The sequence below is a fragment of the Lutimaribacter marinistellae genome, from assembly GCF_042648365.1.
GTDB lineage: Bacteria > Pseudomonadota > Alphaproteobacteria > Rhodobacterales > Rhodobacteraceae > Lutimaribacter_A > Lutimaribacter_A marinistellae.
In genome coordinates, this window is sequence record NZ_JBHRXI010000010.1 from 482683 (window position 1) to 495578 (window position 12896).

Sequence of the window (12896 nt, forward strand, 5' to 3'; positions counted from 1 at the left end):
AAAAGCTGCAGCAAGCGACGATGGCGTTGGTTGCCGTTTTCGAAACGGAAACAGGACGTTGTGGCGTGCCGCTGCCGATGAATAAAACTTGAATGTGTCAGCTTGCCTGCAAGTCTTCTATGGTGACCAAGGTGGCGGGCTGATGTGAACGAACAGGGAATCGTTTGGTCAGGCTGATGGGAACACGGGACATCGAGAACCGCAGCGGCGACATCGCGATCGTCGGCATGTCAGTCTGTGTGCCGGGTGCGGGATCCGCCGCGCAATTCTGGGACAATCTGCGCGCAGGCCTCGAATCCATCCGTCCCCTGAGCGAAGAAGAATTGCTGGAAGCGGGTGAATCGCCCGAGCTTTTGTCGCATCCCGATTACGTGCGCGCTGCCGCGCCGTTGGACGGGTTCGACATGTTCGACGCCGAGTTCTTTGGCTTCAGCCCGAAAGAGGCCGCGATCCTCGACCCGCAGCACCGCAAGTTCCTGGAAGTGGCGTGGGAGGCGATGGAGCAATCCGGCCATCCGCCGCGCAGCCTGGACGGGCGGGTCGGCGTCTATGCCGGGTGCGGCATGGGAAGCTATTTCTATTTCAACATCTGTTCGAATCCCGGCCTTGTCGAGGATACGGGCATGTTCCTGTTGCGCCACACGGGCAATGACAAGGATTTCCTGTCGACACGGGTCAGCCATGTCTTTGATCTGAACGGGCCGTCGGTGAACATGCAGACGGCGTGCTCGACCTCGCTGGTGGCGATCCATTACGCGGCGCAGGCCCTGCGCGACGGCGAATGCGACATGGCGCTGGCGGGCGGCGTGACCATCGAATTGCCGCAAGGGCGCGGCTATCTGTTCAAGGAAAACGAGATCCTGTCGCCGGACGGCCATTGCCACGCCTTCGATCATCGGGCGCAGGGTACGGTTTTCGGTTCGGGCGCTGGGGCGGTCGCGCTGCGGCGGCTGGAGGATGCGATTGCCGATGGCGATCACATCTGGGCAGTCCTCAAGGGCTCGGCGATCAACAATGACGGGGCGGCCAAGGCGGGCTATCTCGCGCCGTCGGTCGATGGGCAGGCCGCGGCGGTGACCAAGGCGCTGGCTGCGGCGGGCGTATCGGCCGAGACGGTAGATTACGTGGAATGCCACGGCACCGGCACCTACCTGGGCGATCCGATCGAGATCTCGGCGCTGACCGAGGCCTATCGCGCGCAAACGGGTGACGTGGGTTATTGCGGCGTCGGGTCGGTCAAGACGAATATCGGCCATCTCGATACGGCGGCGGGCGTGGCCAGCGTGGTCAAGACAGCCATGGCGCTGCATCATCGCCAGATCCCGCCATCGCTGGGGTATGAAGCGCCGAACCCCGCGATCGATTTCGAGACCAGCCCGTTCCGCGTCAACGACCGCCTGAAGGAATGGGTGTCGCACGCGGGACCGCGGCGGGGGGCCGTGAACTCGCTTGGCGTTGGGGGCACGAATGCGCATGCCATCCTCGAAGAAGCGCCCGAGCGCGCGGCCTCGGAAGAAAGCGATTTCCCGTTCCAGATCCTGTGCTTGTCGGCCCGGTCCCGTGCTGCGCTCGACGGCAATGCCAAGGCGCTGGCGGCGTGGCTGCGCGACACGCCCGATGCTGACCTGGCCGATGTGGCCTATACGCTGAAGGAAGGCCGCCACGCGTTCGAGAAGCGCCGCGTTCTGGTCGCCGAGACGCCCGAGGAAGCCGCCGCCCTGCTGGAAGAAGGCGATCCGCGCCGCGTCTTCAGCCATGACGCGCTGGACGGCACGCCCGAGACGATTTTCATGTTCCCCGGCGGTGGCGCGCAATATGCCGGCATGGCGCGCGACCTGTACGAGACCGAGCCCGTCTTTGCCGACTGGATGGATCGCGGCCTGGATCACCTGCAAAAGCAGCTGGATTACGACATCCGGGCGATCTGGCTGCCGGAGGATGACGCCGAGGACGCCGACCGGCAGTTGCAGAAACCGTCGGTTCAGTTGCCGCTGATCATGATCGTGGAATATGCGCTGGCGCAGCTGTGGATGAGTTGGGGCGTGCGCCCTGCCGCGTTGGTCGGCCATTCGATGGGCGAGAACACCGCCGCCTGCCTTGCCGGTGTGATGGGCTTCGAAGACTGCATCGATCTTGTCCTGCTGCGCGGGCGGCTGTTCGACACGGTTCCTGCGGGCGGCATGCTGTCGATCTCTCTGCCGCTGGCCGAGGTCGAGGCCTTGAAGGGCGAAGAGCTGGACATTGCCAGCGTGAATGCCCCGCGCCTGACCGCCGTGTCGGGACCACAAGAGGCGCTGGACCGGCTGGCCGACGAGCTGACGCAGCGCGAGGTGGAATTCCAGCGCGTACAGATAGATATCGCGGCGCATTCGCGCATGCTGGACCCGATACTCGATGGTTTTCGCGGCTTCCTGCGCGGGCTGGACCTGAAGCCGCCGCAGATCCCTGTGATGTCGAACCGCACCGGTGGGGAACTGACCGCCGCGCAGGCCACAAGCCCGGATTACTGGACCGAACAGCTGCGCAACACGGTTCTGTTTGCCGATTGCATCGAGGGTCTGGCGTCGAATCCCGGTCGCGTATTTCTTGAGGTCGGGCCGGGCAAGGCGTTGAGCACGCTGGCGCAGATGAGCACGCAGGTCTCACCGAACCAGGTGCTGAGCTCGCTTCGCCACCCGCAGCAGAAGATTGCCGACGACGCCTATTTCCTTGGCGTCATCGGTCGGCTGTGGGCGCTGGGGGTCGAGGCGGACTGGCCGCAGATCTGGGGAGAGGCCCGGCGCAACCGCCTGCCGTTGCCGACCTACGCGTTCCAGCGCAGCCGCTATTTCATCGAACCCGGCCAGCCCGTGCAAGCAACCGCGTCGAGCGGGCCGGTGCGGAACGCCGACATCACGAAATGGGGCTGGCGCCAGGCGTGGCGTCCTCGGCTGGCCGAGTGCGACATCGACGTCGAGACGGAACTGGCGCAGGCCGGCCCGTATCGCTGGCTGATCTTCGAAGACGACGCAGGTATCGCCGCGCCTGTCATCGCGCGGCTGGAGGATGCCGGGCACATGGTCAGCCGGGTACGATCCGGCGACACTTTCGCGAAACATGGGCCGGGGCAATATGCGCTAGCCCCCGAACAGGGGCGGCACGGCTATGACCAGCTGTTTCACGATCTCGCCGAAGAGGGCCGCCTGCCCGACCGGATCGGGCATTTCTGGCTGGTGACGGATCGCGAGACTTTTCGCCCCGGCGACAGTTTCTTTGACCGCAACATGGCGCATGGTCTGCTGAGCCTGACCCATATGGCGCAGGCGATGGGCAATGTCGAAATGCCGGATCGCGTGCATCTCGAGGTGTTCACCACCGGCGCAGCGCAGGTTCGGGACGAAGCCCTGCCCTATCCCGAGAAAGCCTGCATCGCGGGGCCGGTCGGGGTGATGCCGCGCGAGATGCCCGGCATGACCTGTGGCTGGATCGACATCGAATTGCCCGAACGAAGTGGCCGGTCGCTCTTTGGTCGGGCGGCGGACAGCACCGATCGGATGACACCGCGCCTGCTGGAAGAACTAATGTCCGAACCCGGCAACATCATCGCCGCATGGCGCGGTGAAAAGCGGTTTGGCCAGAGCTGGAAGCCGGCCGATCTGACCGAGGACGCGCCAGTGTTCCGCGATGGTGGGACTTACCTGATTACCGGGGGTTTTGGCGGGATCGGCCAGGTCGTGGCGCGTGACCTGATGGAACGGCATGGCGCAAACGTGGTGCTGCTTGGACGGGCGCCGCTGCCCGAGCGGGACAATTGGGAGCACTACCTTGCAACCCATGCGCCGCATGATCGCGCGGCCCAGCGCATCCGCGCCCTTCAGGCGCTGGAGGCTACCGCGTCGGGCCGGGTGATGAGCGTGGCGGCGGATGTCTGCAATATCGAACAGATGCGCGCGGCGGTGGCGCAGGCCGAAGACGCCTTTGGCGCCATCACCGGGGTGATCCACGCCGCCGGGCGGGTCGATGACGGGCCGATCATGACGCGCACCGATGCCGAGATGGGTCAGGTTCTGGCCCCCAAGATCACTGGGTTGCAGGTGCTGGACCAGGTCTTTCCCGATGGCATGGTCGAGGTCATGGTCCTGTTCAGCTCTTCAAGCACGGCCACACGGCCGGCGGGACAGGTCGATTACATCGCGGCGAACGAGTATCTCAATGCTTGGGCGAAATCGCGGGTGAATGCGGCAACCCGGGTCGTGGCCGTGAACTGGGGCGTTTGGGCCGATGCCGGGATGGCCGCCGAGGCGATGGCCGCCCGGTTGGGCGGCAACCGTCCCAGCGAACGGGCTCCGGTCGATGCCCCGCTGCTGGACGAGGCCGGGTTCGATGCCGAGGGCAACCGGATCTTTGTCACCACGCTGCGAACCGAGGACAGCTGGGTTCTGGACCAGCATCGCACCGCCTCGGGCGAGGCGCTGATGCCCGGTACCGGCTATATCGAACTGGCGGCAGAGGCGCTGCGCGCGCATGGGATCGAGGGGCCGTTCACGATCCGCGATCTGTATTTCTTCCGCCCGCTTTGGACCGGTGCCGCCCCGCGCGAAGTCGTGACGCGGCTGGAGCCGGTGCGCGGCGGGTTCGCGTTTTCGGTACATGCCGCTGTCGAGGGGGGGTACATCCTCAACGCGCAAGCGGTTTTGGAAGCGGGCGGTGATACTGCGGCCCCGGTTGACCTAGCCGCTATAGCGGCGCGATGCGGGACTGTCGAGCACGCGGTCCCCGGCGCTGCGATCCGGTCGCCGCAGGAGGCGCACCTGCAATTCGGGCCTCGCTGGCAGGTCACCCGGCAAACCGCAGTGGCAGAAGGCGAGGGATTGGCGCGGCTGTCCTTGCCCGAGGCGTATCGCGGCGATCCGTCGGTGGGCTATCTGCTGCATCCCGGCCTTCTGGACCTTGCGACCGGTTGGGCAATCTCTCTTGCGCCGGGTTATGACCGCGCGGCGCTTTGGGTTCCTGTCTCGTACCGCGAGATCCGCGTGCATGCACCCTTGCCGGGCGAGGTGCGATCCTGGGTGCGGCTGAGCGACGGTGCGGTACCGATCGACGGGTTCGTATCGTTCGACGTGACACTCACCGATGCCGAGGGTGCGGTCCTCCTCGAGGTCGAGGGGTTTCAGATGCAGCGCACGAACGAGGTTCTAACGCGCCCTGCACAAGAGCCCGCTGACGCAGATGCCACCGAACTGGGCCTTGTCGCTACTGGCCGCGATGCGCCGCTGTCACCCGAGGAACAGCGCCTGCACCACAATATCGGCCAAGGTATCCGTGCCGAGGAAGGGGCCGAGGCGCTGCGCCGCGCGCTCAACGCAGGCAAGAGCCAGATCCTCGTCAGCTCGATGGACCTGCCTGCGCTGATCACCCAGGCGGACCGGGCCGTGGCGCAACAGGAGACTGGCGGCCAGAGCTTTGACCGGCCGCAACTGGATACCGATTATGTTGCGCCGCAGGGCGAGATCGAGACGGAGCTTGCTGGCTTTTTCGAAACGCTGCTGGGCGTAAGCCAGGTGGGTGCCGAGGACAGCTTCTTTGACCTTGGCGGGCATTCGCTGATTGCCGTGCGCCTGTTTGCGCAGATCAAGCGACGCTTTGGAACGGAATTTCCGATCTCGCTGCTGTTCGAGGCGCCGAGCGTGGCGCGCATCGCCGAACGGATCGAGGCGCGGATCGGTCCGCGAGACGACGCGCCGCCCGAAGAGGATGCCCCCACCCTGCGCCATGTCGTGCCATTGCACGAGGCGCGCGACAGTGGGGCGACGCCGTTCTTTATCGTTGCGGGAATGTTCGGCAATGTTCTGAACCTGCGCCATCTGGCGTTGATGCTGGGCCGGGAACGCACCGTCTATGGGTTGCAGGCACGGGGGCTGATCGGCGACGAGGCACCGCATGACCGGGTGGATGCCGCCGCTACGGATTACATCGCGGAGATGCGTCAAGTGCAGCCCGAAGGGCCCTACCTGCTGGGTGGATTCTCGGGCGGCGGGATCGTCGCCTACGAGATGGCCCGGCAGTTGGAGGAAGCGGGCGAGACGGTCGGGGTCGTGGTCATGCTCGACACGCCCTTGCCGGTGCGACCGGACCTGTCGCGGCAGGACAAGGCCCTGATCAAGATGCAGGAATTCCGGCGCAAGGGGCCCGGCTACCTTGCCGAATGGGCCAAAGCCCGCGTCGCGTGGGAAATGGAGAAACGCCGCGCGCCGCGTCCCGACAACGGTGTCGCGGCCTTTAACAATGAACGGATCGAAGCGGCGTTCCGCGCCGCTGTCGGCAGCTATCGCCTGCAACCATGGAACGGAAAGCTCGTCCTGTTCAGGCCCCCCCTTGACCGGTACTGGCAGGTCAGCGGCGGCAACTGGGTTTCGCGCGAACGCGAGTATGTGTTTGAGGACAACCAGTGGAGCGCGTGGGTGCCGGACCTGCGCGTGATCGAGGTGCCGGGGGATCACGACAGCATGGTTCTTGTGCCAAATGTGTCGGTACTGGCGGAGCATCTGAAATCGGTGCTGGAGGAGGTCGACCCCTCGCCCCCGATCCGCCGGGCGGCAGAGTAGGACGGATATGGATAGGGCGCCCATCCTTGCGGTTCTGCTGAACTACCGCACACCCGAGATGACTGTGGAGGCCTGCGCCTCGGCGATTGAGGAGATGCGCGCGCTCGGCGGCGAGATCGTGATCGTCGACAACGGTTCGGGCGACGGCTCCTTCGATCTGCTTTGCGAAGAGGTGCAGGCGCGTGGCTGGGCCGAGAGCGGGCTGGTACGTGTGCTGCAGAGCGGGCGCAACGGCGGGTTCGGCGCGGGCATGAATTTCGGCATGGCGGCCGGGTTGTCCGACGGCACCCGGCCGGGATTTTTCTACCTGCTCAACTCCGACGCCAAGCCGGATCCGGGGGCCATTCGCGCCCTGCGCGACTTCCTGCTGTCCAAGCCCAAGGCCGGGCTGGTGGGCAGCGCGCTTCGCGGCCCGGATGGAGAGCCGCATCGCACCGCGTTCCGCTTTCCCTCCATCGCGGGGGAGTTCGAGGCGAATGCCCGGATCGGGGTGATCTCGCGCCTGTTCGAGGACAGCATCGTGGCCTTTCCCGTCCCGCGGGACACGATCCGCGTGGATTGGACCGCCGGGGCAAGCCTGATGATCCGCGCCGAGGTGATCGACGCCACGGGCGGGTTCGACGAGACGTTTTTCCTCTATTACGAAGAAACCGACCTGTGCCGCCGTGCCTTGCAGGCCGGGTGGAGCACCTATTACCTGCCGGCAAGCCGCGTGGTGCATATCGGTTCGGCCAGCACCGGGATGAAGACGTGGTCGCGAACGCCCGGCTATTTCTTCGACTCGCGGCTTTACTACCTCGCCAAGCATCATGGGCGCGGCTACGCGGCGATGGCCACGATTGCGGCCCTGGGCGGTGGCGTGTTGTGGCGCCTGCGGCGGCTTGTCGGAAACAAACCGCAGGTCGATCCCGACCGGCATTGGCGGGATATGGCGCGCCATTCGCTTGGCGCCCTGTTTCGCCCTCGACGGTCTGCGGCGCGATCCGAACTTACCCCTCTGACGGAGGACCGAAGATGAGTTTTTCCTGTGTATTGATCGGTCAGGAGTCGCTTCTTGTCGGCTGCGGCGAGGCGCTTTTGGACGCCGGGCACGAGATCCGTGCCGTGGTGTCGCCGGATGATGAAATCCGGTCATGGGCGCGCGCCAAGGCTATTCCGACCAGCGCGCGCATCGCCGACCTGTCCGCGCAATTCGCGCCGGGCGGGTTCGACTGGCTGCTGTCCATCGCGAACCTTTCGGTCATCCCCGAGAGCGTTCTGGCCCTTCCGGCGCGGGGAGCCGTGAATTTCCACGACGGTCCCCTGCCCCGCTATGCAGGTCTGAACACTCCCGTCTGGGCGTTACTGGCGGGCGAGGCGCAGCATGGCGTGACATGGCACATGATCGAGGGCGGGATCGACGAGGGCGATATCCTTGCGCAAAAGATGGTCGAGATCGCGGACGATGAGACGGCATTCTCGCTGAACTCCAAGTGTTATGCCGCGGCGATGGACAGTTTCCCGGCAGTCATGGAGCAGCTGGAGACCGGGTTGCAACGACAGGCGCAGGATCTGGGCCAGCGTAGCTATTTCGCGCGGGACGACCGGCCCGAGGGGTTTGCCCGTCTCGACCTGCACAAGCCTGCGGGCACTCTGGCCCGGCAGGTCCGGGCGCTGGATTTTGGCGGCTACTGGAACCCGTTGGCCTGCGCCAAGGTGGATACCGGCCACGGCCCCTTGCGCGTGTCGGGCGCCGAGGTCGCCGGACGGTCGGGCGCGTTGCCCGGTACGGTGATCGCAGTCGAAGGCGATACGATGGTCGTGGCCACGGGTGATGGCGATCTGCGCCTGACGGGGCTGACGGATCTGGGTGGCGCACCCGCCGCGATGCCGGCACCTGATACCCGGCTGCCCGGTATCGATGCCGAGGAAACCAAGGCGCTGGATAGCCTGCAAGCACGTATCGCCAAGGGCGAACCGGCCTGGCGGCGCGCATTGAAGGCGTGCCGCCCGCTGCCGGTTCCGTTGGCTCTGCGCGGCGCTCCGGGCGGTTGGTCTGCGCAACGGATCTCGGTTCCCTACGGTCTGGATGCGGATGCGCTGCGCGCGGCGGCACTGGTCTGGGCGTTGCGCGGCAGCGGAGAGGAACATGGCGACGTGGCCCTGACGACGCCTGCCCTGCAAGCGGAAGCCAAAACGGGCTACACCGCCCCGTGGGTGCCAGTGCAGGTCGCGCTGTCGAACAGCTTGCACGAGCTGGGTGAAACACTGAAAACTGCCGAAGCGCGGTTGCAGAGCGCGGGGAGCTTTGCGTGGGACCTGATCGCGCGCGATCCTTCGGTCACGCTGGAGGGCACGCCACCCGTCGCGCTGGCGATGGACGGATCGGGGCCGGTTGAAGACGCCATCGTCACCTTGGCCGTGAAGGATGGCGCTGCCACCCTGCACCTGCGCGACGGATTGATCGATGACCGCACGGCCGAAATCCTTGCCCGCAGGCTTGAATGCGTCCTGCAATCGGTCGCCTCGGCCGGGGTGAGCGCGACGGTGCAGGAGATCGATGCGTTGCCGGCCTCGGAACGGGGCCAGACCGTGGCCGAGTGGAACCGCTCGGCGCGTGATTATGATCGTGGTCAGATGATCCATGAGGCGTTCGAGGCGCAGGCGGCCAAGTCACCAGACAGCACCGCGCTGGTCTTTGAGGGCGAAGAGTTGAGCTATGCTGATCTCAACACGCGGGCCAACAGCGTCGCCGAGCGTTTGCGGGCCATGGGTGTCGGTCCCGGCGCGCATGTCGGGTTGTACATCGACCGGTCGATCGAGTTGATCACCGGCGCGCTGGCCATTCTCAAGGCGGGGGGAGCCTACGTTCCGCTTGATCCGGCCTATCCCGCCGACCGCATCGCGCATTACATCGCCGACAGCGAGGCGGCGGTGATCCTGACGCATAGCGCGATGGCAAAGGACCTGCCGGACGGGAATGCCGACATCGTGGCCATCGACACGATCGCCACCGACCCGGCGGCGCAGGACACCGACAGCGGCGCTACGGCGGATGATCTGGCCTACGTCATCTACACCTCCGGCTCGACGGGCACGCCCAAGGGCGTGATGGTCGAGCATCGCAACGTCGCCAACTTCTTTGCCGGGATGGACGACCGGATCGACCATGCGGGCGGCGGTGTCTGGCTGGCGGTGACCAGCCTGAATTTCGACATCTCGGTGCTCGAGATCTTCTGGACACTGGCGCGAGGCTTCAAGGTTGTGTTGTCCTCGGGCGAGAACCGGGCTGAGGTGTCGAAGGGCCCTATCGCCATTTCCGACCGGCCCATCGATTTCAACCTGATGTATTGGGGCAATGACGACGGACCGGGACCCAAGAAATACGAGTTGCTCTTGGAAGGGGCGAAATTCGCGGCGGCAAACGGGTTCAACGCGGTCTGGACGCCCGAGCGCCATTTTCACGCCTTCGGCGGCCCCTATCCGAACCCGGCGGTCACCGGCGCGGCGGTCGCCGCAGTCGCGCCCAACCTGTCGGTGCGTGCAGGCAGTTGCGTGGCGCCCCTGCACCATCCCGCCCGCATCGCCGAGGATTGGGCGGTGATCGACAACCTGACCGGTGGGCGCACAGGGATAGGTTTCGCGTCGGGCTGGCAGCCAGACGACTTCGTGCTCCGGCCCGAGAACGCCCCGCCCAACAACAAGCCCGCCATGTTCGAGGCGATCGAAACGGTGCGCAAGCTGTGGCGCGGCGAGGCGGTGGGATTTGCCCGTGCCGACGGCTCGATCCACGAGGTGGTGACACAACCGCGGCCTGTCTCGAAAGAGTTGGATGTCTGGGTCACCACCGCGGGCAACCCCGAAACCTGGCGCGAGGCGGGGCGCGTGGGCGCGAACGTGTTGACCCATCTTCTGGGCCAGTCCATCGCCGAAGTCGGAGAAAAGATCCGCATCTACCATGCGGCACTGCGCGAAGCGGGGCATGATCCGGCCGATTTCCGGGTGACGCTGATGCTGCACAGTTATCTTGCCGACACGCGTGAGGACGCGCGGCGGATCGCCCGCGAGCCGATGAAGGATTACCTGCGCTCGGCAGCCGGACTGATTAAGCAATATGCCTGGGCCTTTCCGGCCTTCAAGAAACCCAAGGGCGTCAGTAACCCGTTCGAAATGGACCTTGGCAGCCTGTCGGGCGAGGAGCTTGAGGCGATCCTCGATTTCGCCTTCGAGCGCTACTTCGAGGAGTCCGGCCTGTTCGGGACCGTCGAGGATGGTATCGCGCGGGTTGAGGCACTCAAGCGGATAGGCGTGGATGAGGTGGCCTGCCTGATCGACTATGGCATCGATCCCGTTCAGGTCCTCGAGGGGCTGAAACCGCTTGCCGAGGTGCTGGCGCGGGTCAATGCGCCCTCTTCACTGGCGGCGGACGATTTCTCGCTCGCGGCGCAGATCATTCGGCACGGGGTGACGCATCTGCAATGCACCCCCTCGATGGCGCGGATGATCGCGATGAACGACGAGGCCCGTATGGCGCTTGGCCGTGTTCAGACATTGCTGCTGGGAGGCGAAGCACTGCCCGGCGAACTGGTCGAGGATCTGCGCGAATGTACCGGCGCGCGGGTACTCAACATGTACGGCCCGACCGAAACGACGATCTGGTCGACCTGTGCCGAGGTGCCCGCGGGCGCACGCGGAACGGTCGACGTGGGCACGCCAATCGCCAATACCGCCGTTTACGTGCTGGACCAGGCCGGGGCTCCGTGCCCGATCGGCGTTCCCGGAGAATTGTTCATCGGTGGCGAAGGCGTCACGCGCGGATACTGGAAGCGCGAGGCGCTGACGGCCGAACGCTTCGTTCCCGACCCTTTTGCTGCCGAAGCCGGATTGACGGTCACCGCCGCGCCCATGATGTACCGAACGGGCGACCTGGTGCGCTGGCGGCCTGACGGTCGGCTGGATTTCCTTGGCCGCACCGATCACCAGGTCAAGATTCGGGGCCAACGGATTGAACTGGGCGAGATCGAGACCGCGATGGTGGGCTTTCCCGGCGTAAGCGGCGCGGTGGTGGTCGCACGTGAGATGACGCCGGGCGATCTGCGGCTGGTGGGTTACGTCACCACGCAAGGCCCGGTTTCGGACGCGGCCCTTCGTGCGCATCTTGCGGCGCAGTTGCCCGAGGCTATGGTGCCGGCGCATATCGTCACCCTCGATGCCTTTCCGCTGACCCCGAACAAGAAGATCGACCGCAAGGCATTGCCTGAACCGATGCCGGCACGGTTCGAGAAGGCGGAACCCACTGCTGCGCCCAAGGGCGGTGTCGAAGCCGAGATCGCCGCGATCTGGTCACGGATCCTGGGCGTTGGGGCGGTTGGCCCGCAGGACAACTTCTTTGCCCTTGGCGGTCATTCCCTGTTGGCGGTTCAGGCGCATCGCGAGATCCGCACCGCGCTGGATGCGCCGCGCCTGTCGATCACGGATATTTTCCGGTTTCCGACACTGGCCGGGCTGGCCGCGCACCTTTCGGATGGCGAAAGCCCGCAGGAGGACACCCCCAAGGTCGATGCTCCGGAGAGGTCCGAAACCATGTCCAAGCGGCGGGCGATGCGGGCGAACCGGCGGGAACGAACCTGATGAACGGGGCCGAGGCCGAGCTGGCCCTCATGCTGGCGGCCCCGCTTTTCGACAGCCGGATAGCCCTCGCCTCGACCGACCCGCGCAGAGCCTATGATGTCTATCCCGAAGAGATCGCGGCGCTTGGCGGCGCGGTCGACAAGCGCCGAAGGGAGTTCGCGGCGGGCCGCATGGCCGCGCGTCTGGCGCTGCGCGACCTCGGTGCACCGGCGATGGCGGTACCCGTGGGCGATGACAGGGCACCCATCTGGCCACCGGGCCTGGTGGGATCGATCACCCATACCGACGTGGCCTGCCTTGCCGTTGCTGCCTGGGAGGGGGAAGTTGCGATGCTGGGGCTCGATCTCGAACCGGACCAGCCGCTTGACGAGGATCTGGTCCGCGAGATCTGCACCGAAACCGAACGCGACTGGCTTGCCGAACAGACCCAGCCCGGTCTTGCGGCAAAGGTCATCTTTTCGGCCAAGGAGGCGGTCTACAAAGCGCAATATACGCGCAGCCGCACCCTGTTCGGGTTCGATACTTTGCACGTGATGCCGGATCTCGCAGGCGGCGCTTTCGCGGCAGAGTTCCGGCGTGACGTTCCCGGGTTCGCCAGCGGCAGACGAATAGACGGAAAACTCGTCATCGGGCATGGTTTCATCCTGACGGCGGTTGCCGAACCGGCATGATCGCATCACATCCTAACTGGGAGTTTCAGGG

The 12896-nt window shown here is 65.6% G+C and carries 4 protein-coding genes; all 4 read left to right on the forward strand.

Annotated elements, in window-relative coordinates:
• Positions 1-176 precede the first annotated feature (176 nt).
• From ACFORG_RS11120 to ACFORG_RS11135, 4 genes are read left to right on the forward strand one after another with little or no spacing between them, the layout of a single operon-like run.
• Complete coding sequence (locus ACFORG_RS11120) at positions 177-6584, forward strand: type I polyketide synthase (protein WP_386735516.1); 6408 nt, start codon at positions 177-179, stop codon at positions 6582-6584.
• A 7-nt stretch (positions 6585-6591) separates the two neighbouring features.
• Positions 6592-7602 carry a glycosyltransferase family 2 protein gene (locus ACFORG_RS11125; protein WP_386735517.1) on the forward strand — a complete coding sequence of 337 codons (1011 nt, stop codon included), beginning with the start codon at positions 6592-6594 and terminating at the stop codon, positions 7600-7602.
• Positions 7599-12194 (forward strand): MupA/Atu3671 family FMN-dependent luciferase-like monooxygenase, encoded by a 4596-nt coding sequence (locus ACFORG_RS11130; protein ID WP_386735518.1) that lies wholly within the window; start codon positions 7599-7601, stop codon positions 12192-12194. The genes ACFORG_RS11125 and ACFORG_RS11130 overlap by 4 nt, the downstream gene beginning before the upstream one ends.
• Positions 12194-12865: a 4'-phosphopantetheinyl transferase family protein gene (locus ACFORG_RS11135; RefSeq protein WP_386735519.1), complete on the forward strand. Its 672-nt coding sequence runs from the start codon at positions 12194-12196 to the stop codon at positions 12863-12865. Before ACFORG_RS11130 ends, ACFORG_RS11135 begins: the two co-directional genes overlap by 1 nt.
• The last annotated feature ends 31 nt before the right edge of the window (positions 12866-12896 follow it).

Excerpts from the sequence above, each read along its gene's own strand:
- ACFORG_RS11125 (WP_386735517.1), top strand. The coding sequence starts at position 6,592 with ATGGATAGGGCGCCCATCCTTGCGGTTCTGCTGAACTACCGCACACCC.
- ACFORG_RS11120 (WP_386735516.1), top strand. The coding sequence starts at position 177 with ATGGGAACACGGGACATCGAGAACCGCAGCGGCGACATCGCGATCGTC.
- ACFORG_RS11135 (WP_386735519.1), top strand. The coding sequence starts at position 12,194 with ATGAACGGGGCCGAGGCCGAGCTGGCCCTCATGCTGGCGGCCCCGCTT.
- ACFORG_RS11130 (WP_386735518.1), top strand. The coding sequence starts at position 7,599 with ATGAGTTTTTCCTGTGTATTGATCGGTCAGGAGTCGCTTCTTGTCGGC.